Raw genomic sequence first — 21,540 nt, forward strand, 5'->3', positions numbered from 1 at the left:
CTGTCTATTGATCTTTACTGAAAAGCATTTTCTGCTTAAGCGCCGCCAATTCATCATCGACACTGCTTTGATTGCTGTCATATTTAGCCGTCAGATCGTCAATATCGTCTTTCGGAGACGCGTTCAGCTCAGCCATCGCATTGGCATGATCAAGCGCTTGGTTGACCTTGTCTTCCATTCTGCCGAAAGCTGTCATCGATTGGCCCGCATTTGACACAGAGGACCCCAATTTGTTCATTCTCTCCTGCGTTTTTGCCACAGACCACTTCGCTTTGATGGCATTTCGGCGCGACTCAAGCTCTCCGATATCAGCGACAAGCTTGTCATGCATTTTGCGCATTTGAGAGGCGTTGGAAGAAGCGAGCTGATAAGCCGTCTGCAGCTCAGTCAGTCTTGATTCAACAGCCGCTTTCCTTTCCAAAAATGTCCGCGCATCGGCTTCATTGCCGGCCTGCAACGCTTTCATCGCATAACTTTCCATCTTTTCGGCATCAGCCTGGCATTCTGTTAACGCTCTTTTCGCCCGCTGTTCCTCAGCCATGACAGAAGCCGTCTCCGCTTTCACTTTTCCTAAATCACTGTTCAGATTCCGCAAATATTGATCAACCATTTTTTCAGGGTTTTCAGCTTTATCCAGCAGCGCATTGATATTGCTTGACATGATGTCTTTAAATCTTCCTAAAATACTCATTTTTCATTTTCCTCCCAAAATTAAATAGTAACAAGTTCATAGTTATCTATACTGTTTTTTTCGAAAAAAGTTTCATTTTCTCATGAATTTATGTATTTTTATATGAAAATAGTCTCATCCAGCCCATTTGTGCCGGCGGAAATTCTTTATGACCAGATACAGTGAGAACAAAAAATAAACAAACAGCCCGATCATCAACCCGCTCATTAACGGATAATGTTTCGCAGCATACACAAAGAAATCAAGCTGCGAAATCTGTTCAGGACTTGTAATCGTATCCGTCCTATTCAAAAGCTTTGAAAATTTCGCCGTATCATTCCAATCAAACGAATCAGAAACAAGCTCACTCCCCTGATACCAATTCACAGCGGCGAGACAGAGAAAACAAAAAACAGAAAACGCGCATTGCACAATAAGAAAAACATGTTTCATGAAAAACATTCCTCCGCGGTCAATATCATAGGCCGTCACACTATACATGACGGCAGCAGCAGAAACTTGGTTTTACTCAGAACTGATAAAAACGTGATTGTATGTACTTCACATCGGTTCAATTTACTGGATGCTTTTCTAAAGTATACCGTATATCGAAAAGGGTTTCAGACCTAAATAAAGAGGATGCTTCCCGAAGTCCGATGACTTTCAAGAAGCATCCTCGATATTTTACAGTGATACTTCAACCTCTTTTAAACTCGGCAAAGCATCGATCGCACCGATTTTGGTGCACACGAGCGCCCCTACCTTATTGGCAAATGAGACAATATCACGCAGCTTCGCAAAGTCTTCGGCTGCCGTCTGAATCTCATCCGTGCGCGCCAGCTGATACAGCGCCGCGCCGACAAACGCATCTCCCGCTCCCGTTGAGTCTATTGATGTCACCGGAATGCTCGGAATGATGTCAATATCCTTCCCATTTGAAAGAAGGGTTCCGCTTTTCCCGAGTGTCACCGCAACAATGCCGGCCCCGAGCTCATGAAGAACCGCAACACCTTCTTTATGATCCTTCGCACCGCTGATGATCTCAAGCTCTTCGTCACTGACTTTCACAAAATCACTTACGGCAACGGCTTTTTTTGCGGTGTTTATAAACTCTGAAACTCTTCCTTTCCATAAATCCTCACGGTAGTTAGGATCGAAGGAAATAAACTGTCCATTGTCTTTCGCAATCGACATCAGCCGTAAATAGGCTGAGCAAAACGGATCAGATAACAATGCCGTCGCTGATCCGAAATGAAGGATTTTGGCATCGTTTACCTTTTCCTGATCAATATCATCCAGCGTAAACAAAGCGTCCGCTCCTCTGTTAAACACAAAGTCGCGCTCCCCGTTTTGTTTTAATGAAACAAACGCAAGCGTTGTAGGCGCTTTCTCATCCATGACAAGCATAGAGGTATCGACATGTGCGGCGTCCAATGTCTGCTTCAGAAAATACCCGAACGGATCTTTGCCTGTTTTTCCGCTGAAAGCCGCGTCTCCGCCCAGCTTAGCAATCGCTGCCGACACATTCGCCGGTGCGCCGCCGGCACTTTTTAAGAAATTACGCCCTTCCGTCAAATCAACATCCACATCGGTACAAAAGAAATCAATTAACAATTCTCCAATACAAATAACAGATTGGCTTCCCACATTATCACACTCATTTATCAATTCTCGATTATAGTTTCAGTATAGTGCTTTCTGTCATAAATACAACCGTTTACATAGAATATTTTAAATTTTACGTATACTTATCTGGCAGCCCTTTGTTCCAGATCAGACATCATCTGCTGATATTTTTTTTCAGTTAAAGGATAAAAAGAAATAAGAATAATAGACAGCAGAATGAACAATCCCGGGATGAGCGCATTCATATTTTTAATCGCATTCAATGACGAGGCCGTCTGATCGGTATTCGCGGCATATCCGGCGATTCCGAGATAAACGGCCGAAAATGACCCGGCTAACGCAACTCCGAGCTTATTGATGAAACTCATGCTCGAAATCACCACGCCATCAGCCCGGACTCCGGTTTTCCATTCCGCATAATCGACACAATCGGCAACCATTCCCCAAGCAAGCGTATTTAAAGGCGTTGTGAAAAATCCCGAAACGAAAAGCCAAAAGAAAATAAGCGGCAGCGAAGAATACGATGTAAACTGAAGGCCCGCATAAGAAATCAGCGATAGCGCCGCCGTGATGATCATAACCTGCTTCCGGCCCCGCTTCTCAGAAAAGAAAGGAATAAACAGATTGCTGATCAGCGCCGCGCCGAAAAACAACACGGTTCCTAAAAACACAAATTCCTTATGGCTGACGTTATACGTAAAATAGTACACCATCGTGCTGAGCTTAATGTTAAACCCAATCGCAAACGCCAAAAATGCAAAAACCAAAATGAGCAAAGGCTTGTTTCGGAACAAAACGGACAACGTCTTTTTCATTCCTTGTTTTTTTCTTTTTTCAGGCTGAATCCGTTCCCGCACAGTAAAAAAGCTGAACAGATTCAATGCGATGCTCACCGCCGCATAGATAAGCGCCGTCATCTGAAATCCAAACGCCTGATCTTTCCCGCCGATGGCGTCCGCAAGCGGTGTCGCACAGGAAATCGATAACAGAATTCCGATATAAACCAAAATCATCCGGGTCGTCGTCAGAACCGTCCGTTCCTTCACGGAATTCGTCATCCGCCCCGTTAAGCTGTTGACCGGAATCGTCTGCATGCTGAAGGACATCCCAAGCAGAATATAAGTGATGTACGCATAAACCATATTCCCCGTCTCGCCGAAATGAGGGGTCGTGAAGCATAAGAACGTAAATAGCGCAAAAGGAAACGCCACCCACAAAAGATACGGCCTTGCCTTTCCCCATCTTGTATTCGTCTTGTCTAAAATCACGCCCATAATCGGGTCAAATACAGCGTCCAGCACCCTTACGATAAGAAACAAAGCTGCGATGACCGCAGGCTTAATGCCGCCGACGTCTGTATAGTAGAATAATAAGTATGCGTTTACAAACTGAAAGATAATATTGTACGACATATCGCCGAATCCGTAGCCGATCCGTTCCATCCAGGACAGGCCGCGATATTTCGTATTTACTGCCGCTGCTTTTTCTGTTTCAATCATTATTTCCCACCCCAAGAATCCGTTTTCATTTTTGATAAGCAAGAGGGAGAATGCAAAGATCCTCCCCGTTCACTCAGCGATTAGGATACACCATCACTTTTAAGCATTCATTTTTGTATTGAAAGGCCCGTTCCATCGCCTCTTGCGTCTGCTCCAGCGGATATTGGTCCGTTACAAGATGCTTCGTGTCCACTATGCCGGAAGCGAGAATTTCAATTCCCTTCGGATACGTATTCGCATAACGGAAGATTCCGTATATATCAATCTCGTTATCTGCAATAAACGGCACATTGAGCGGAATCTCGTTCTGAGAAGGCAAGCCGACAATCGCCAGTTTTCCGCCCCGGCGCACGGAAGCCAGTGCGGATTGCAATGCCGCCGGATTCCCCGCTGTTTCCCAGGCAGCATCAACGCCCTTGCCATTCGTGATCGTTTTGATTTCTTCACCGGCATCCTGTTCCCGGACATTGATGACATGCGTCGCGCCCATTTTTTTCGCGGCATCTAGCCGCAGCGGCTCCAAGTCGGTCACAATGATTGTGCCTGCCCCGTATGCTTTCGCTGCCGCAACGGCCATCAGCCCCACAGGGCCCATTCCCATGATCGCAACCGTTGAACCGGGCTGAAGCTTCGTTCTCGAGGCCGCATGAATGCCGACAGAAAACGGTTCAATCAAAGCCGCATCTTCATAGGATAGTGAATCCGGAATCGAGAAAACAAAGTCCTGGCGCATTTTGATATATTGGACAAACGCGCCGTCAACCGGCGGTGTCGCCAAAAACTGTACATCCGGGCAAAGATTATAACGCCCCTCCTTGCACGCCTCACAGCGTCCGCATGTGACACCGGGTTCGACGGCGACACGGTCTCCCACCTTGAATTGATCGACAGACGATCCGACGGCGGCAATTTCTCCCGCGCATTCATGACCGAGGATAAATGGTTTTTCCACTACATAATTGCCTATTCTGCCATTTGTATAGTAATGCAGATCAGATCCGCAAATTCCGACAGCCATCACCTTAATTAACACTTCATCATGATTGATGTCAGGCACGGGCAATGTTTCGATTTTGATTTCTCTCGTGTTGTGCATAACCGCCGCTTTCATATTTTGAGGCACTGTGTGAGTCATTTGGCAAAATCCTTTCTCTGCTTTGAAATGTAAGTGTATACATTTTTGTTTTCTCTATTACTGCCCCTATTTTATCTGCTTTTCCATACGTACAACAGCCTTTCCTGCTGTATAAAAGGACAGCCGCACTGTACTTTTTATTTTTTCATATACAAAAAACACTGAATTGATAAAATAGTACTAATAGGAGGTGCAGGCTAATGGCTGAACTTGAAAACCGGGCACAATTTGCAGAACTGCTGGCACCTGCCGTCAAATCGCTGAAACATCATCCTGATTTCAAAATTAAAAGGACAAAGAACGTAAAATCCGGACAGTCTTATATAGATCAAATCGCACTCCGAATAGGCGTTTCCTCTAACACGATCAAAAGCTGGATCGGACAGATGGGCGCAAACTACATTCCCGGACGAATTGATGACGGAAAGCTGTTCGGCATGTTCTGGATCATTATAGAAAAGACTGATATGGATCCTGAATGGCTGACCGGCCTTCTGGAAACCACAACCATTCCCGTCATCAAACCCGCATTGCCTGTTTGGACGGCGTCTTGTCTTAAAAAAGCAAAAATACTCCGGAAAGACGGATCATTCGGAGCGCCGAGTGATGACGATGTTGAAAAAGCAGTAAAGCGGCTGTTTCATGACAGACCAAGCCACGAAACGAATGCGCTTACAAGAAAGTCCGTCACGCATAACTTACCGTCACGCCGGACGGGGAACTTTATCGGCCGCGACTTTGATATAGAGGCGATTCGGCAATGGATGCTGTCTCCGTCACCGGTCTGTTTACTCACCGGCTGGGCCGGCATGGGAAAAACAACAATCGCTCTTGAAGCAGCCTACCTTTGTGCCGGCGGTTCACCAGATTGGCCGGCATTCAACAGCATCATCTGGATCAGCGCTGACTGGAAAGGATTAAGCTTCAGCGATTTTTTAAACACGATTGCCTACCAGCTCGGACGCACCGAACAAATCGACAAATCCATTAACGAAAAACGGTTCGTTGTCCGCAATGCATTAGCCGCTCATGCAAATGAAAAACCCGTGCTGCTGATCGTTGACGGCATTGATACAGCGGAACGTGACATTCACGAATTTATCATCGGCCTTCCGCAAGGCGTAAAAGTCCTCCTTACGGCACGTGAAAATGTAAAACAGACATACCGGGACGGCTTCGGAGAACTGGCGGCCATCCAGCTGAGCGGTCTTGAACAAACGGATGCCCTTGATTTTTTTCATCAAGAAGTGCATCGCTGTCTGCAAACATGCAATCTCCCGCATAAACGGGAAAAGCTGGAGCAGCTGTTGCAGCTATCGCCTGACCTTAAGAATGAATTTGTCTCGGCAGCCGCCGGCAACCCGAAGGCCATGGCACTCAGCATTGCATACATGTCAGACGACGACATCCCCGCTCCCCAGCTCATTCAAGAGCTTAAACAAGCGGGTTACTCATTATTGGAATTGTTTGAGGTTCTCTTTGGCCGCACATGGGACAGATGTCATGAAGACACACGAAAACTATGGCAGACGCTTTGCTTTTTCGCTAAACCCCCTGACGAAAAAAGCTTGGCTCAAGCGGCCGGATTAGACGCCCGCCGTTTTCATTACGCGATTGAGCAAATGCGGTCATATGCTTTAATACAGCCGGAACGAAGCGAAGGAAGAATTCAATATTCAGCCCATCAAACTGTTGTCGCTTACGGAGAACAGCACTTATCCGAAAATCATGATTTTGCAAAAGAAGCCCGAAGCCGCTGGGCGCATTATTATATGGATTATGCGGAAACCCATATAAAACGGGAACAGCCGAATTCCATCTATTGGAGCTACCTGCTGGGACGGAATTTAGAGCAAATGAAAAAGGAATGGCCGAATATCCTGAAGGTCATCGAATGGTCGAGCGAAACCGGACAACATGAAATCCTGATCAAACTCATCATCCGTATCAGCCATTTTCTAAGCAGAATCAGCCTGCCCCTGCGAATCGAATACGGATTAAAAGCTGCCGATGCCGCCCATCAATCAGGCGAACACACACGGGAAGCTTACTTTCGGATCGACACGGCAGGCTGGGCGCTGATGGAAGTCAACGATTCAGACGAAGCTCTCAGGCAAATAGAAGCCGGCCTGAAGATACTCGAACAATCAGGCGCGCCGGATCACGATGACTTGAAAGTATGGGGAATCGCCCTGCAAGCAAGGCTGCTGTTAAAAATCGGAGAACCGGACAAAGCGGCAGCAATGCTGGACGGCATCAAAGATCAGCCCGTCTCGCCCATTATCCGGCACAGGGTTCTTCTGGTCCGCGGCGACCTGAGTTTCGCCCGCTCTCACTACGAAGAAGCCATCACATTATACGAAGCGGCAAACACCACCAGCGCCGCATACGGCGGCGAAAAAACGATAGAAGCCTATTTTAACCTGGGCATGGCTTACGTCAAGTGTGATCAACTCGAAAAAGCGGAAAAAGCCTTTGAACAAATGCTCTATGACAAACACAACGCCAATCAAGTTGAACTGATTTACTATCATTACGGAATGGCACAGCTGTTGTATCGAAAAGGAGAAACTACGAAAGCGATAGAAGCTAATCAAAAGGCGATTCGTCTGATTGATTCGTGGGAGCCTGGGATTGGGATTCGGGGTGAGGTGGAGCAAATGGATATTCTCATTTAAAAGACAAATACATTGCGGCTAGCGGTAAGAGCTTTGAAAAACACTCATGACCTTGTTGTTTTTAAAGATAAAAAGGTATCTTTATCAGTACAGTAAATTGATTAAGATACCTTGATTGAAAAATTAATTTTTCACAGAAAACAAATTTCTAAAGTTAAACTTTTTAACAACATGAGGTTAATACTTATACAGCCGTATTAATGCTGTACTGTAATATAATGTTTTAGTTCACCTGACCAATATCTTCCTCCCCAATCCTGTCCAACTTGCACATCATACTTACCTGCAGGAAGATTTTTCGTTGAAAAACTCACACGAAAATTACGTGAACCAATACTATGCGAAATATCTTTTCTGGCAAATACTTTACCTTTATTATTTAAGATAATTACTGAAAAGCCATTATCTAAATCCCTAGCCAAAGTACCCGTAACTACAATGGAAGTAGCACTTTTCGTATATGTATTAGCATCTGTTTTAAATTTGATTGTACCTTTCGAATCCATAGCTAAGGCTTCTGACCCACCTGCGAAAATAGCAACTCCCAAAAGTACTGCTGTAAACAGGGTCATTACTAACTTTTTCATCTTTAGAATTCCTCTTTTCTTTTTAATATTTTAAATCCAAAATTATAATAACATATTTTCCTAAAAAAAACAGAGGTTTTTCCATATCTTTCTTCCGAGAAATGAATAAGTATGATAGAAATTTATAATATTAATGCAAATTTAAGATTTTTGTGAAATGAAGCTTAAAATTTGAAGTATAGTATCATCTATAAAACCTTTGCCAAGGTGTCCTTCCAAGCGCCCAATGGATATGGGGTAGAAAACACAATGTGAATAACAGCATGATAAGTTCCTCATGTTTCCCCTTTCTCTTTCTTCCATACTATTAAACAAGACTATTCTAATACCCTTGAACTGCATTTAAAATTGGTTTAGTGTTATTATTTAATAAAGATCTGTGCAATGAAAACTCTTTCTGTCCGATATACCCTTAAGTATTCCTAATCAACATTATGCTGGTGAGTTCAAATATTTCTTAATTCAAACTCTAGTTCTTCTGCTCTTTTTCAAGATCCAAACAAGTAATGCAATAAAAACGACGTTAATTAAAAACGCAGAAATAACATAAGTTTCATCTGAAACGCCAATATACTTCCCTTTCGATTCTAAGAGATTCCTTACTTGCTTACTCCATAAAGAACCATTCAGCGAACTATCGTCTGCTCCAAATGTAATTTGTGCTGTTTCCTTATTGCTGCTTGTAATATTAACACCATAAAATACTGTATACCTATTGTTATAAAAGATAGGCATATAAGAATAGTCAGAAACTAAAGGCTTTACCTTTTTGGCAGGTAATGCTACGTACAAAATCGCAGAATAATTACCTACCCCTGTTTCAAATTGCTCTGCTTTAATAAACTTCGTGTTTGAAGGTAGATCAATATTATAAAAATGCTCAAAAATTTGAATATCTTCTTCCGAAAAATCTGTTAATTGGTAGTAATGCGGATCAATAATACATTTATGAAAATACCATCCATTAAACAATAATAAACAGGCACTTATTAAAATTACTAATACTGCCTTATATATAATCTTTAACTGTATCACAATGATATGCGCCCCCTCATAATGTGCATTACTTTTGGGAAGAATTAATTATTCAGATTTTATTTTTCTTTAAGGCAATCTGCAAATGCTTGTGCAATTGTTTGACCATCCTCTTGGGTATAATTATTAACAGTAAAATGATGTTTAAATTTCAGATAGACAGGATTGTTGGTGTTTAAATAGCACTCTGCATCCTTAGTAACTGCTTCAAATGAATTATTAAATCTGTTTTTGGAAAATTGAGAGTATCTTGTACTATAGCCGATGCTAACTTAAATAAATTAGCATCATTCATTCGTAATTTGAGATGAATGATAGAAATAAAAAAAGCCCCTCACAAATTCATTGAACTTGTGAGAGACCTCGTATGGCATTACATCTGGCAACCCCTTATGTCCAAACAGGGATCATAATTTTTTACATCATTCCACCCATACCGCCCATGCCGCCCATGTCAGGCATTCCTGCGCCGCCGGCGTTTTCTTCCGGTTTGTCAGCGACAACCGCTTCAGTTGTTAAGAGCATTGCTGCTACAGAAGCTGCGTTTTGCAGAGCAGAACGTGTCACTTTTGTCGGGTCAACGATACCTTTTTCGATCATGTTTACCCATTCGCCGGTTGCAGCGTTGAAGCCTACGCCGATTTTTTCGTTTTTCAGGCGCTCAACGATGACAGATCCTTCAAGGCCTGCATTGTGCGCGATTTGACGGATCGGCTCTTCAAGCGCGCGAAGCACAATGTTGATACCTGTTTGCGCATCGCCTTCAGCTTCCACTGCAGCGACTTTGTTGTATACGTTGACAAGCGCTGTACCACCGCCGGATACGATGCCTTCTTCAACAGCTGCGCGAGTTGAGTTGAGGGCGTCTTCGATGCGAAGTTTACGCTCTTTCAGCTCAGTTTCAGTCGCAGCGCCGACTTTGATGACAGCTACGCCGCCGGCAAGTTTCGCAAGACGCTCTTGTAATTTTTCTCTGTCGAATTCAGAAGTTGTTTCTTCCACTTGAGCGCGGATTTGGTTGACGCGTGCAGCGATTTTTTCAGTGTCGCCGGCGCCTTCTACGATTGTTGTGTTTTCTTTCGTTACCACAACTTTAGAAGCGCGTCCCAATTGTCCGATTTCAGTAGATTTCAGGTCAAGGCCTAAGTCTTCTGTGATCACTTCTCCGCCTGTAAGAACAGAGATGTCTTCAAGCATTGCTTTACGGCGGTCACCGAAGCCAGGAGCTTTAACGGCAACAGCGTTGAATGTGCCGCGAAGTTTGTTGACAACGAGTGTAGCAAGAGCTTCCCCTTCAACATCTTCAGCGATCAGAAGCAATGGTTTGCCTTGCTGTACAACTTGCTCAAGCACAGGAAGGATTTCTTGGATGTTTGTGATTTTTTTGTCTGTGATTAAGATGTAAGGATTGTCAAGAACCGCTTCCATCTTATCAGAGTCAGTCACCATGTAAGGAGACGCATATCCGCGGTCGAATTGCATACCTTCCACAACTTCAAGCTCAGTCGTGAATCCTTTAGACTCTTCGATTGTAATGACGCCGTCGTTTCCTACGCGCTCCATTGCTTCAGCGATAAGGCTTCCGACTTCCTCATCAGCAGCAGAGATCGCAGCAACCTGAGCGATAGACTCTTTGCCTTCGATCGGCTTAGAAATTTCTTTTAAGTTTTCGATTGCTACAGTCACGGCTTGTTCCATACCTTTACGCACGCCGACAGGGTTAGCCCCCGCAGTTACGTTTTTAAGGCCTTCGCGGATCATAGCCTGCGCAAGTACAGTCGCAGTCGTCGTACCGTCACCGGCAACGTCGTTTGTTTTGCTGGCTACTTCAGCTACAAGCTTCGCACCCATGTTTTCAAACGCATCTTCAAGTTCAATTTCTTTTGCGATTGTCACACCGTCATTTGTAATTAACGGAGAACCGAATTTTTTCTCCAGAACCACGTTGCGTCCTTTTGGCCCTAAAGTTACTTTTACAGCGTCAGCAAGCGCATCGACACCGCGAAGCATAGCGCGGCGTGCTTCTTCACTAAACTTAATATCTTTTGCCATGTTAACGAAACCTCCTCGAATTTTTAAAAATATTTATTTGCTTAGCCGATTACAGCTAAAATGTCGCTTTCACGTAAGATTAAGTATTCAGTACCTTCGTATTTCACTTCAGTACCGGCGTATTTTGAGAAGATAATGCGGTCGCCCTCTTTTACTTCTAAAGCAACGCGCTCTCCGCTTTCCAACACGCGACCTGAACCGGCTGCCACGATTTTGCCTTCTTGCGGCTTTTCTTTTGCAGAATCCGGTAATACGATTCCGCTGGCAGTTTTTTCTTCAGATTCTACGAGTTCAATGACAACGCGATCACCTAATGGCTTTAACAATGTAATAACCTCCTCAATAGTATGAATATGTAATTTTAGCACTCAGCTCTAAAGAGTGCTAACACAGTTATTATAATAAAGAATCTCACTTCCAATTTCAAGTCATAAGAATAAAAAATTTTCACGCTTACATGATTCTCTCTCACACTGATTTTCTCCTTTTTTCACGTCAAGTTCACTTGTGTTACAATAAGAACAAATAAGTTGATTTTATAGGATAAAGGAGTACATATCATTTGAGAAAACAGTATTGGTATATCATTTTGACATATGTTATCATGCAGCTTTCCGCATTGATCGGCATTCCTTTAATGTACAAATTCGGCTATGCGGGCGGGCACCCTACGAATGCGAATCTCACCATGGCTCAGGGGATTTATTCCGTCGTAAGCTTTTTCATCTGCCTGATTATCGTTCTCTTGATTTTGAGAACCGCGCCGAAGCAGACATTAAGAAACGGGAAGAAAGCATCCGCCGGCATGTCCGTTCTCTGGGCGGTCGCGGGAATATGGCTCGCTTTATTTTCTCAGGGAATCGCCGGGATGATTGAGCAGTATGTCTTTCATGTGGGCAGCGGTTCCGAAAACACGAAAGCCATTCTCAGCATTATTAAAGCCATGCCGCTCATGATTATCGTTTCTTCTATCGTCGGGCCGATTCTTGAAGAAATCATTTTCCGGAAGATCATCTTCGGTGTATTATATGAAAAAACGAATTTCTTTATCGCCGGACTGATCAGTTCCGTCATTTTCGGCATTGTGCATCAAGACCTCACGCACCTGCTGCTGTATACGGCCATGGGCTTTACCTTTGCGTTCTTGTATGTGCAGACGAAACGGATTATTGTGCCGATATTCGCCCATGTCATGATGAATACCATTGTCGTGGTCATGCAGCTCGGCCCCGCCCAAAAATATATTGAACAGCATAGTGAGCAAATGCAATTAATTATTGGAGGATTGTTTGTATGAGGAACCCAATGACTTGGGGCTTGATTTATTTCGCAGTCGGCTGTATCTTTACGTATTTGGCCGCAAGCTCTCCGGGAAGCATGTGGTCTTTTTATTCCATACTGCTGATGGTTTTCGCCGCTTATAATATCAGCATCTCGTTTAAAATGTTCGCTTTCTCATTTAAAGTGAAGAAAAACCAAAAATAAAAGAAAAGCCATTTCTCATCATTGAGAAATGGCTTTTTTATGCTGATACGTCCTGATCGGATTCACTGCCGGTCTGCCTTTTCCGATACGCCGCTTTTGAAATCAGGATACTGATCTCGTATAAAATGCAAAGCGGAATGGTAATCATCAAGTGAGACAGCAGCTCAGGCGGCGCAATCATCGCGGCGATCACAAGCAGCACAAAATACGTGTACTTCCTGATCTTCGATAAAAACATCGGCGTGATAACACCGAGTCTCGTTAAAAACATGATCAGCACCGGCATCTGAAACAGCAGCCCAAACGGAATCGTCAGCTGCAGCAGAAAATGAAAGTACTCGGTGATCCCGATCACCTGGTTGACATCCAGGTCATTCGAAACCCGCTTCATAAAATCAACGACCAGCGGAAATAAAATATAATAAGAAAACGACACACCGCCGACAAACAGCACGATCGAAATCGGAATATAGCTGAGTGTTACTTTGCGCTCCTTCTCATACAGACCCGGGCTGACAAACGCCCAAATCTGATAGAGAATAATCGGCGAAGTCAAAATGATGCCGATGATAAACGCGAACTGCAAAAAGATAAACAGCGGATCCGTCAGGTTAAAAGCATTAAGGGTGAGCTCTTTTACTTCATCGGCTTTTTGAAGATACACAATGATAGGTTTTGCCAGAAAAAAGCCGGCAATAAAGAAAACCGTAAAGGATAACGCCACAATCAGCAATCGTTTCCGAAGTTCGGCAATATGCTCCACAAGCGTCATTTGATTCACTCTCATACGCGTCATCCTATCTTACTGTTCTTCTTTCTTTTTTTCCTCTTCTTCACCGGCTAATCCCTTAGTAGCGTTCTTAAATTCACGAAGCGTGTCCCCCGCCGCTTTTCCTAATTCGGGAAGCTTCTTCGGACCGAAAATAATCACCGCCACCACACCGATAACCGCCAGGCTTCCAGGACCGATCATGTGCAGCTCCTCCTTTCGCTATTCAATTTCTTCCAAAACAGAATAATGCTTCAAGAAATAAACCAATGATTGAAGCTCTACAGCTAAATCTATATGATGAATTCGAATGTGATCCGGCACATTCAAACGGGCCGGCGTAAAGTTAAGGATTCCCTTGATTCCGAGCGACACGAGCCGGTCGGTGATTGACTGGGCGGCAACCGCAGGAACGGTAAGAATCGCCACGGGTTCATCCTTAATGTGAAGCTCTAAATCATTAAGATCAAAGACAGGCACACCGCCTACCTCAGTTCCTATTTTACTCTGATTCACATCAAAAGCCATAGATATTTTTGTGTTATTATTTTTTGTGAAATTATAGTGAAGAAACGCCGTCCCTAAATTCCCGACACCGATCAAAATGACGTTCGTCGTTTCATCCTGATCCAGTGTTTTTCTGAAAAATGACAGCAGGTAATCCACATTATAGCCGTATCCTTTTTTGCCGAGCGCCCCGAAATAGGAAAAATCCCGGCGGATCGTGGCCGAATCGACTTTTACCGCGTCGCTCAGTTCAGCGGATGAAACGCGCTGTTTTCCTGACGCGTGTAAATTCTTTAAAAAGCGATAATAAAGCGGCAGCCGTTTTGCCGTCGCCTGTGGAATTTTTGATTGATCCTTGTTCATGATTGGTCCTCCACTTTATACTCAGATGCATCTCTTTTAAAATCACCGTTTTTGCCTCCTGTTTTTTCCATGAGGCAGGTCGGGCCGATGACCATACCTTTATCCAGCGCCTTGCACATGTCATACACGGTCAAAGCGCAGACTGAAGCGGAAGTTAGCGCTTCCATTTCCACACCTGTACTCCCTTTCGTTTTTACGCTTGCCTGTATATGAAGAACGGCTTCGGAATCCTTTTCCTCCCAGCCGAATGAAATGTCGACGCTGCTTAAAGAAAGCGGGTGGCACATCGGGATAATCGTTGACGTCTGTTTTGCGGCCATAATTCCGGCCACCTGTGCGACAGCCAGCACGTCTCCTTTTCCGATCTCGCGGTTTTTAATTCTGCTGTACACGTCATGCTTCATGTGTACGCTGGATATCGCAGCGGCAGTACGGACTGTTGAAGATTTATCGCTTATATCCACCATGCGGGCACGGCCTTCTTCATTAAAATGAGAAAATCCATTCATATTTAAACTCTCCTTACTTCTGATCATACACTATTTTCTCCCTGATGTCTTATCCTATAATGTTCCAATTCTGATGTATTGTTTGCTGACAGCAGGTTGATAAGCTACACTTAACTTATTATAACAGAGGTGAAATAATATGATGATCTTACAAATTAATCAGCTATCCAAATCTTTTGGCGCTGATCCTATTTTAAACAATATAAAGCTTGAAGTCAGATCTCGGGATCGCATCGCCATAGTAGGCAGAAACGGAGCCGGCAAATCAACTCTCCTTAAAATTATCGCAGGTCACCTTTCATATGAAAAGGGTGAATTAATCAAACCGAAAGAATTAACGATGGGATATCTTGCCCAGCACACAGGATTGGAATCCCAGCTTACCATAAAAGAAGAACTGCTGAGCGTTTTTGATTTCCTGAAAGCAATGGAAAAAGAGATGCGCTCTATTGAAGAAAAGATGGCCACGGCCGCCCCGGCGGAGCTTGAGACGCTGATGAAAACCTATGACAGGCTTCAGCAGGATTTCAAGGATAAAGGCGGCTATCAATATGAAGCGGATGTCCGATCTATCCTTCACGGCCTCGGCTTCGGAAAATTTGACGATTCCGTGAAAGTGCAAAGCCTGAGCGGCGGTCAAAAAACAAGGCTTGCGCTCGGAAAGCTGCTGCTGACCCAGCCTGATCTGCTTATTCTGGATGAACCGACGAACCATCTCGACATCGACACGCTTACATGGCTTGAGCATTATTTACAGGGATATTCAGGCGCGATCCTGATCGTTTCCCACGACAGATACTTTCTTGATAAAGTCGTCAGCCAAGTGTACGAGGTCTCACGGACAGAAAGCAAAAAATACCTCGGCAACTACAGCGCCTATTTAGAACAAAAAGCTGAGCAGTATGAGAAAGACCTGAAGCTGTATGAAAAACAGCAGGACGAAATCGCCAAGCTTCAAGATTTTGTCGACCGCAATCTGGCCAGAGCTTCTACAACGAAAAGAGCTCAAAGCAGACGAAAACAGCTTGAACGGATGGACGTCATGGCAAAGCCGCTCGGGGATGAAAAATCAGCCGCCTTCCGTTTTGACATTACAAAACAGAGCGGAAACGACGTCCTGCGCGTACAGGATGTTTCTATCAGCTATGACGGCAAGCCTCCGCTCTTGAAAAACCTGACCTTCGGCATTACAAGAGGCGAAAGCGCCGCCCTCGTCGGACCGAACGGAATCGGCAAATCAACCTTGCTGAAAACCATTATGAATACAATCAGTCCGGAATCCGGATCGATCACGTACGGTTCCAATGTCACAATTGGCTATTACGATCAGGAGCAGGCTGAACTGACCTCGTCCAAACGCGTGCTGGACGAGCTGTGGGATGAATATCCGGACATGCCGGAAAAAGAGATCAGGACATGCCTCGGCAACTTCCTGTTCAGCGGAGACGATGTCCTGAAACCGGTCCGCTCGTTAAGCGGCGGGGAGAAAGCAAGAGTCGCGCTTGCCAAGCTGATGCTTCAAAAAGCAAACTTTCTCATCCTTGATGAACCGACAAACCACCTTGACCTGGACAGTAAAGAGGTGCTGGAAAACGCCCTGATCGACTACCCGGGAACACTGTTATTTGTATCGCATGACCGCTACTTTATTAACAGGATCGCCACAAGGGTGCTGGAGCTGTCTCCGGATCATGCAGAAGAATATTTGGGTGACTATGACTATTACACCGAGAAAAAAGCCCAGCTGCTGGAACTGGAAGAAATGAAGCGGCAGGAAAAGGAGCAGGCTCAGCCTGCCGGCAAGGTCAAACAGGATACGAAAAGAACTTACGAGGAAGAAAAAGAATGGAAGAAGAAAGAACGGCAGCGCCTGAGACGCATTGAAGAAATTGAAGCAGCCGTCTCATCCGCCGAAGATAAAATCAGCGACAATGAGGAGCTGCTGTGCGATCCTGACGTGTATCAGGATCATGAAAAGGTACAGACCATTCATGCGGAGAATGAAGCTCTGAATCAAGAGCTCGAAAACTTATTAGCAGAATGGGAAGAACTCTCCTCAGAAGAATAGAAAACGTCAAGCACCTCTTTAAGGGGTGCTTTTTTATCCACAGCTATCCTCCTTGTCAGCCATGTAAGTAAGCGTTTTATACACACTATCCACAAAATTTTCTGACTTTATCCACTTTACTAACAACTTACAGTCCCTTATCCAGTCTGGATTTCTGGATATATACACAATCCTGTGGATATGTTAGAATTATCTGTTAATAAGTAAAAAAAGCCTCACGTTTTACAACGTGAGACGATCAAAGGATGTTAATTCCAAACCGGGCTGTCCGTTCATATCATATGAGCCCCGAATTCCCTTTTCAAAAGCAACGGTTCCGGCAGCCGCAATCATCGCTGCATTGTCCGTGCATAAAGAAAGCGGCGGGATGATAAGCTCGGGATCTCCCGAATGACTGAATTCCTGCTGCAGTGCGGCTCTCAGCCCTTTGTTAGCAGCTACGCCCCCTGCCAGCAGCACTTGTTTAACCCCGTATTCTTTCGCGGCCTTAGAGGTTTTTGCCGTCAGTACATCAATGACACTCTGCTGAAAGCTTGCGGCAAGATCCTCCGGAGGAATCACCTCATTTTTTTGCGAGGCGTTATGAAGCGTGTTAATCACGGCTGACTTCAGGCCGCTGAAGCTGAAATTGTAAGACCCTTCTTCCAGCCACGCACGCGGAAGCGGAATGGAATCCGTTCCCACAGCAGCCAGCTTATCAATCTGCGGCCCTCCCGGATAAGGAAGCCCCATTGTTCTTGCCACTTTGTCGTAAGCTTCGCCTGCGGCATCATCCAGCGTTTCACCGATAACCTCGAATGAACCGTGCTCTTTCATATAAACCAATTCCGTATGTCCGCCTGACACAACCAAAGCAAGCGCCGGGAATTGAAGCTCTCCTATCAGCCTGTTTGCATAAATATGGCCCGCGATGTGATGGACGCCGACTAGCGGTATTTGATGGGCAAAGCTTAACGCCTTTGCCGCATTGACTCCGATTAACAGGGCTCCGACAAGTCCGGGTCCTTCCGTTACGGCAATCGCATCAAGATCATCAAAGCCCATCTCCGCTTTTGAAAGAGCTTCCTCAATCACAAGGGTAATCTGCTCCACATGATGTCTGGACGCTATTTCAGGCACGACCCCGCCGAAACGTTTATGGCTTTCAATTTGAGAAGCGACAACGTTTGAAATAATTTCATTCCCGTTTTTTACAACCGAGGCCGCTGTTTCATCACAGCTTGTTTCGATTCCTAATACATAAATATCTTGTTTTTCACTCATGTAATGTCACCCACATTAATAACGCATCTTCTCCGTTATCTGTATAGTATTGTTTTCTGATTCCTCCGGCCTGAAGACCGAATTTTTTATATAAGGATTGGGCGGGATGATTTGAGACCCTGACTTCGAGAGAGAGCCTTCTTGCCTTTTTTTCTCTGCACAATTCTATCGCAGAGCGAAACAGCGCTTCTCCCAATGATTGGCCCCGATATTCCGGCTTAATGGCTATGTTCGTAATCTGCGCGTCATCTATAATAATCCAGATTCCGCAATACCCCGCCAGACAGCCGTCCTTTTCAATGACAAGGTAGTGGGCATACGGATTTTCCAAAAGCTCATGATAAAATGAATCCTTCGTCCACGGAGAAGTAAAGGATGCTGTTTCAATTTCATAAATTTGATCAATATCTTCCGGACGCATGCTTCGAATCGCCGTTTTCGTTTTCATCCCTATCACCCTATTTTTGAGATTCCATCCATTTCGCTTCAGCCTCTGCCAGACGCAAATAATCCGGAACAAGGCTGTGGACATCCGCTTCCTCTTTTTCCAAGCCTAAAAACGCCAGCTCTGACGGCCGCGGATTATGCTGTGCAGCCGTTCCAATCACTGCTTGAGATGTCAGCTCATGCAGAATGGTTTCTTCATGAATGGCTGTATCGTGCCCTAAAAATAAAACCGGAGACGCTTTTTCTTTCAGCATGCCGAGCCAATCAGTCAAAAGGACATTCTGATCAGGAAGAACGGATTGTAATCGGCCGTCCTGATATTCATAAAGTCCCGTATATACCTGTCCGCGCCGGGCATCAAATAACGGGCAGATCAGTCCTTGAAAGTGCCGTCCGTTAGCCGCCAGCACCTCCAGACTCGAGACAGCGGAAACCGGAAGCTTCAGCGACCATGCCAATGTTTTTGCCAGCGTCACACCGATTCTGACACCTGTGTACGAACCCGGTCCTTTCGCCACCGCTATTTTCGTAAGGTCCTGCGGTGTTAGGCCGCAATCCTTCAGCAATGAATTGACAGCAGGCATGGCCCGCACGGAATGATTCTTTTTTAAATATGTAATATACTCCGCCATCACCGTTTTGTCACGAACGAGCGCGGCACCCAACGTGTAATTTGACGTATCAATTGCCAGTATTGTCATGTTTATTTATCTCCTCACAAAGCGTTTCATACCGTGTTCCGCAAGCCGTAAAGGTAATGTCCCTTGCCTCATCACCGGCTCTTGTGATAACGATCTGCAGCCGTTCAGCAGGCAGCTGATCCTGAATTAAATGAGCCCATTCAATTAAGCAGACGCCTTGTCCCTCAAAATATTCTTCAAGCCCTAAGTCTTCGCTTTCATCCTCCATACGATACACATCCATATGATATAGAGGAAGCGAACCGTCATGGTATTCTTTTATAATTGTAAAAGTCGGGCTGTTTACCACCCTCGTGATTCCCAGTCCTTCGGCAAAACCCTTTGTAAAAGTCGTTTTTCCCGCGCCTAAGTCGCCTTCCAGTGTCAAAATGTCTCCCGGCTTTGCCAAAGAAGCGGCAAGCTTGGCTACGGCTTTCGTTTCTTCGGGGTTTTTCGTTCTCCATTGTAATGTCTTCAAAGTGAGTCACCCGTCTTATTTAAAATGATTGTATCCTTTTTTCTCAAGGACGATTTGTCTCTGATCATTGGCTGTCAAAAGAACACATGCTTCCTTCCGTTCAGATACCGCTCCTATCTTCGCAATCGGAATGCCCGATTGAGTGCAGTAATCAAGCAGAGAGGTCCACTCTTGCTGAGAAACCGTTCCAACCAATTCAAAATCTTCACCGCCGAATAACACCCATTTCTTCCACTCAGAATTTGCCTCGGGCAAATCCGGATGCACCGGCAGAAGTTGTTCTTCAATTTCTATCGTAACTGAACTTGCCCCAGCTATTTCATGCAGCTCACTAGCCAATCCGTCACTGATATCATTCAGAGCCGCGCGCTGAAGCTGAGAGCAGAAGCGGCCGACCTGAACTCTCGGAACGGGCCGTTTATGTTTTTGGATAAAATAATCAGTCGTATGAAAAGCAGAAGGGAGTGTTTCTCCCAACAAAAGAGACAGTCCTGCTGCAGACGAACCGATATCCCCTGTAACAAACACAACATCTCCGGGTCTTGCCGAGCTTCGCAGACAAGCGCAATCCTTCTCAACTTCTCCGATGACAGTAACGGTAATTACGGCTTGACCGGAAGCGGAGACGGTATCTCCCCCGATCAAATCCATTTGATATAGTTTCGCCAGTTCCGCCATTCCTTCATACATTGCCTGGACGTCAGCTTTCTGCCAGCAAGAAGGAACCGCTAGAGACACCAAATAAAACTTCGGAATGCCTCCCATCGCCGCAACGTCACTAATGTTAACAGCAAGCGCCTTATAACCGATATCATGAGGAGAGGAATACTCTAATTTAAAATGGACATTCTCCACCATTGTATCAAGGCAGACAATTTGCTGCATATGGGGTGACGCTGTATAAACCGCACCATCATCACCGATCCCTACATCGACGGAAGAATGATAATGCGAATGCGGCGTAATACTGTGAATCAAATCAAACTCATCCATATATCTTCCGTCTCCCTTTCTGACGCTCTTGTGAAATACAGCTCTTTCTAGTGTATCGGATTATGTTTCAATATCCAAGACTTTAACGATATAAAAGAAAGCTTGGTTAGATACCAAGCTGCCAGCATTTAAAAGAAAACACAAAAAAAACGAAAACATGATCGTTTCGTTTACAATAAAAATGGCGGTCCGGACGGGACTCGAACCCGCGACCTCCTGCGTGACAGGCAGGCATTCTAACCAACTGAACTACCGGACCATTTATTTTTTTGGTTGCGGGGGCAGGATTTGAACCTGCGACCTTCGGGTTATGAGCCCGACGAGCTACCGAACTGCTCCACCCCGCGATGATAAAATTTTAGAAAAGCTTGGCGGCGTCCTACTCTCACAGGGGGAAACCCCCGACTACCATCGGCGCTGAAGAGCTTAACTTCCGTGTTCGGCATGGGAACGGGTGTGACCTCTTCGCTATCGCCACCAAACCATTGAGAGTGTTCTCTCAAAACTAGATAACAGTAAGCATACATTCAAATTGGTTAAGTCCTCGATCGATTAGTATCTGTCAGCTCCATGTGTCGCCACACTTCCACCTCAGACCTATCAACCTGATCATCTTTCAGGGATCTTACTTCCTTGCGGAATGGGAAATCTCATCTTGAGGGGGGCTTCATGCTTAGATGCTTTCAGCACTTATCC

22 protein-coding genes, 2 tRNA genes and 2 rRNA genes are annotated in these 21,540 nt (G+C 45.0%); 4 read left to right on the plus strand and 22 right to left on the minus strand.

Annotation, left to right across the window (positions count from 1 at the left end; translation table 11 throughout):
• Window positions 1-4 precede the first annotated feature (4 nt).
• From BR62_RS0118740 to gutB, 5 genes are all read right to left on the minus strand, one after another.
• Window positions 5-691, minus strand: a complete 687-nt coding sequence (locus tag BR62_RS0118740; protein WP_015239300.1) for a PspA/IM30 family protein — start codon at window positions 689-691, stop codon at window positions 5-7.
• A gap of 114 nt (window positions 692-805) precedes the next feature.
• Complete coding sequence (locus tag BR62_RS0118745; protein WP_032871772.1) at window positions 806-1,123, minus strand: YjdJ family protein; 318 nt, start codon at window positions 1,121-1,123, stop codon at window positions 806-808.
• Window positions 1,124-1,354: 231 nt separating this feature from the next.
• The gene (locus BR62_RS0118750) at window positions 1,355-2,317 is read right to left on the minus strand and encodes a carbohydrate kinase family protein (RefSeq protein WP_032871773.1); all 963 of its coding nucleotides are present in this window, start codon (window positions 2,315-2,317) and stop codon (window positions 1,355-1,357) included.
• Window positions 2,318-2,418: 101 nt separating this feature from the next.
• Window positions 2,419-3,795 (minus strand): MFS transporter, encoded by a 1,377-nt coding sequence (locus BR62_RS0118755; RefSeq protein WP_032871782.1) that lies wholly within the window; start codon window positions 3,793-3,795, stop codon window positions 2,419-2,421.
• A gap of 73 nt (window positions 3,796-3,868) precedes the next feature.
• The gene (gene gutB, locus BR62_RS0118760; RefSeq protein WP_032871774.1) at window positions 3,869-4,930 is read right to left on the minus strand and encodes a sorbitol dehydrogenase; all 1,062 of its coding nucleotides are present in this window, start codon (window positions 4,928-4,930) and stop codon (window positions 3,869-3,871) included.
• Between the two features lie 200 nt (window positions 4,931-5,130).
• Between gutB and BR62_RS0118765 the strand changes: the two genes are divergently transcribed.
• Entirely contained in the window at window positions 5,131-7,608 is a 2,478-nt protein-coding gene (locus BR62_RS0118765) for a tetratricopeptide repeat protein (protein WP_032871775.1), read from the plus strand.
• Window positions 7,609-7,805: 197 nt separating this feature from the next.
• Here BR62_RS0118765 and BR62_RS0118770 read toward each other — a convergent pair whose 3' ends face one another.
• The 4 genes from BR62_RS0118770 to groES form a co-directional block, all read right to left on the minus strand.
• Window positions 7,806-8,195 (minus strand): hypothetical protein, encoded by a 390-nt coding sequence (locus BR62_RS0118770; protein ID WP_025284353.1) that lies wholly within the window; start codon window positions 8,193-8,195, stop codon window positions 7,806-7,808.
• A gap of 462 nt (window positions 8,196-8,657) precedes the next feature.
• A complete protein-coding gene (locus tag BR62_RS0118775; RefSeq protein WP_025284352.1) occupies window positions 8,658-9,230 on the minus strand; it encodes a hypothetical protein in 573 nt (190 codons plus the stop codon).
• A 417-nt stretch (window positions 9,231-9,647) separates the two neighbouring features.
• Window positions 9,648-11,282 carry a chaperonin GroEL gene (gene groL, locus BR62_RS0118780; protein WP_003155941.1) on the minus strand — a complete coding sequence of 545 codons (1,635 nt, stop codon included), beginning with the start codon at window positions 11,280-11,282 and terminating at the stop codon, window positions 9,648-9,650.
• Window positions 11,283-11,323: 41 nt separating this feature from the next.
• Window positions 11,324-11,608 carry a co-chaperone GroES gene (gene groES / locus BR62_RS0118785; RefSeq protein WP_003155970.1) on the minus strand — a complete coding sequence of 95 codons (285 nt, stop codon included), beginning with the start codon at window positions 11,606-11,608 and terminating at the stop codon, window positions 11,324-11,326.
• A gap of 236 nt (window positions 11,609-11,844) precedes the next feature.
• Here groES and BR62_RS0118790 point away from each other — a divergent pair, with 236 nt between their 5' ends.
• Together BR62_RS0118790 and BR62_RS0118795 are read left to right on the plus strand one after the other, a co-directional pair.
• Entirely contained in the window at window positions 11,845-12,579 is a 735-nt protein-coding gene (locus BR62_RS0118790; protein ID WP_007408860.1) for a CPBP family intramembrane glutamic endopeptidase, read from the plus strand.
• Window positions 12,576-12,767, plus strand: coding sequence for a YdiK family protein (locus tag BR62_RS0118795; RefSeq protein ID WP_003155975.1), 192 nt, complete (start codon window positions 12,576-12,578; stop codon window positions 12,765-12,767). The genes BR62_RS0118790 and BR62_RS0118795 overlap by 4 nt, the downstream gene beginning before the upstream one ends.
• 37 nt (window positions 12,768-12,804) lie before the next feature.
• Here the strand turns inward: BR62_RS0118795 and tatC are convergent, their stop codons facing one another.
• The 4 genes from tatC to moaC are packed head-to-tail and all read right to left on the minus strand — an operon-like array spanning window position 12,805 to window position 14,915.
• A complete protein-coding gene (gene tatC / locus BR62_RS0118800) occupies window positions 12,805-13,563 on the minus strand; it encodes a twin-arginine translocase subunit TatC (RefSeq protein WP_156097804.1) in 759 nt (252 codons plus the stop codon).
• A 6-nt stretch (window positions 13,564-13,569) separates the two neighbouring features.
• Entirely contained in the window at window positions 13,570-13,740 is a 171-nt protein-coding gene (locus BR62_RS0118805; protein ID WP_003155981.1) for a twin-arginine translocase TatA/TatE family subunit, read from the minus strand.
• Between the two features lie 18 nt (window positions 13,741-13,758).
• Window positions 13,759-14,406, minus strand: coding sequence for a redox-sensing transcriptional repressor Rex (locus tag BR62_RS0118810; protein WP_003155984.1), 648 nt, complete (start codon window positions 14,404-14,406; stop codon window positions 13,759-13,761).
• Window positions 14,403-14,915, minus strand: coding sequence for a cyclic pyranopterin monophosphate synthase MoaC (moaC, locus tag BR62_RS0118815; protein WP_032871777.1), 513 nt, complete (start codon window positions 14,913-14,915; stop codon window positions 14,403-14,405). The genes BR62_RS0118810 and moaC overlap by 4 nt, the downstream gene beginning before the upstream one ends.
• 139 nt (window positions 14,916-15,054) lie before the next feature.
• Between moaC and BR62_RS0118820 the strand changes: the two genes are divergently transcribed.
• Complete coding sequence (locus BR62_RS0118820; RefSeq protein WP_032871778.1) at window positions 15,055-16,983, plus strand: ABC-F family ATP-binding cassette domain-containing protein; 1,929 nt, start codon at window positions 15,055-15,057, stop codon at window positions 16,981-16,983.
• A 222-nt stretch (window positions 16,984-17,205) separates the two neighbouring features.
• Here the strand turns inward: BR62_RS0118820 and tsaD are convergent, their stop codons facing one another.
• From tsaD to BR62_RS0118865, 9 genes are all read right to left on the minus strand, one after another.
• Complete coding sequence (tsaD, locus tag BR62_RS0118825; RefSeq protein WP_007408855.1) at window positions 17,206-18,246, minus strand: tRNA (adenosine(37)-N6)-threonylcarbamoyltransferase complex transferase subunit TsaD; 1,041 nt, start codon at window positions 18,244-18,246, stop codon at window positions 17,206-17,208.
• Window positions 18,239-18,694, minus strand: a complete 456-nt coding sequence (rimI, locus tag BR62_RS0118830) for a ribosomal protein S18-alanine N-acetyltransferase (protein ID WP_003155993.1) — start codon at window positions 18,692-18,694, stop codon at window positions 18,239-18,241. Before rimI ends, tsaD begins: the two co-directional genes overlap by 8 nt.
• 10 nt (window positions 18,695-18,704) lie before the next feature.
• Window positions 18,705-19,394: a tRNA (adenosine(37)-N6)-threonylcarbamoyltransferase complex dimerization subunit type 1 TsaB gene (gene tsaB, locus BR62_RS0118835; protein ID WP_007408854.1), complete on the minus strand. Its 690-nt coding sequence runs from the start codon at window positions 19,392-19,394 to the stop codon at window positions 18,705-18,707.
• Window positions 19,375-19,851, minus strand: a complete 477-nt coding sequence (tsaE, locus tag BR62_RS0118840) for a tRNA (adenosine(37)-N6)-threonylcarbamoyltransferase complex ATPase subunit type 1 TsaE (protein ID WP_007408853.1) — start codon at window positions 19,849-19,851, stop codon at window positions 19,375-19,377. Before tsaE ends, tsaB begins: the two co-directional genes overlap by 20 nt.
• A 15-nt stretch (window positions 19,852-19,866) precedes the next feature.
• A complete protein-coding gene (thiL, locus tag BR62_RS0118845) occupies window positions 19,867-20,844 on the minus strand; it encodes a thiamine-phosphate kinase (RefSeq protein ID WP_015239288.1) in 978 nt (325 codons plus the stop codon).
• A gap of 182 nt (window positions 20,845-21,026) precedes the next feature.
• Window positions 21,027-21,103 (minus strand) — tRNA-Asp (locus BR62_RS0118850).
• Between the two features lie 11 nt (window positions 21,104-21,114).
• A tRNA-Met gene (locus BR62_RS0118855) sits at window positions 21,115-21,191 on the minus strand.
• A gap of 19 nt (window positions 21,192-21,210) precedes the next feature.
• Window positions 21,211-21,326, minus strand: a 5S ribosomal RNA gene (rrf, locus tag BR62_RS0118860).
• A 50-nt stretch (window positions 21,327-21,376) separates the two neighbouring features.
• A 23S ribosomal RNA gene (locus BR62_RS0118865) occupies window positions 21,377-21,540 on the minus strand; the annotation flags it as partial.

This window comes from Bacillus sp. UNC69MF (assembly GCF_000746035.1).
GTDB lineage: Bacteria > Bacillota > Bacilli > Bacillales > Bacillaceae > Bacillus > Bacillus velezensis.

Coding starts and splice junctions, on each gene's coding strand:
- groL (WP_003155941.1), bottom strand. CDS start 11,282: ATGGCAAAAGATATTAAGTTTAGTGAAGAAGCACGCCGCGCTATGCTT.
- BR62_RS0118770 (WP_025284353.1), bottom strand. CDS start 8,195: ATGAAAAAGTTAGTAATGACCCTGTTTACAGCAGTACTTTTGGGAGTT.
- BR62_RS0118810 (WP_003155984.1), bottom strand. CDS start 14,406: ATGAACAAGGATCAATCAAAAATTCCACAGGCGACGGCAAAACGGCTG.
- tsaD (WP_007408855.1), bottom strand. CDS start 18,246: ATGAGTGAAAAACAAGATATTTATGTATTAGGAATCGAAACAAGCTGT.
- BR62_RS0118745 (WP_032871772.1), bottom strand. CDS start 1,123: ATGAAACATGTTTTTCTTATTGTGCAATGCGCGTTTTCTGTTTTTTGT.
- BR62_RS0118795 (WP_003155975.1), top strand. CDS start 12,576: ATGAGGAACCCAATGACTTGGGGCTTGATTTATTTCGCAGTCGGCTGT.
- BR62_RS0118805 (WP_003155981.1), bottom strand. CDS start 13,740: ATGATCGGTCCTGGAAGCCTGGCGGTTATCGGTGTGGTGGCGGTGATT.
- rimI (WP_003155993.1), bottom strand. CDS start 18,694: ATGAAAACGAAAACGGCGATTCGAAGCATGCGTCCGGAAGATATTGAT.
- gutB (WP_032871774.1), bottom strand. CDS start 4,930: ATGACTCACACAGTGCCTCAAAATATGAAAGCGGCGGTTATGCACAAC.
- BR62_RS0118755 (WP_032871782.1), bottom strand. CDS start 3,795: ATGATTGAAACAGAAAAAGCAGCGGCAGTAAATACGAAATATCGCGGC.
- tsaB (WP_007408854.1), bottom strand. CDS start 19,394: ATGACAATACTGGCAATTGATACGTCAAATTACACGTTGGGTGCCGCG.
- tatC (WP_156097804.1), bottom strand. CDS start 13,563: ATGACGCGTATGAGAGTGAATCAAATGACGCTTGTGGAGCATATTGCC.
- moaC (WP_032871777.1), bottom strand. CDS start 14,915: ATGAATGGATTTTCTCATTTTAATGAAGAAGGCCGTGCCCGCATGGTG.
- BR62_RS0118765 (WP_032871775.1), top strand. CDS start 5,131: ATGGCTGAACTTGAAAACCGGGCACAATTTGCAGAACTGCTGGCACCT.
- BR62_RS0118820 (WP_032871778.1), top strand. CDS start 15,055: ATGATGATCTTACAAATTAATCAGCTATCCAAATCTTTTGGCGCTGAT.
- thiL (WP_015239288.1), bottom strand. CDS start 20,844: ATGGATGAGTTTGATTTGATTCACAGTATTACGCCGCATTCGCATTAT.
- BR62_RS0118740 (WP_015239300.1), bottom strand. CDS start 691: ATGAGTATTTTAGGAAGATTTAAAGACATCATGTCAAGCAATATCAAT.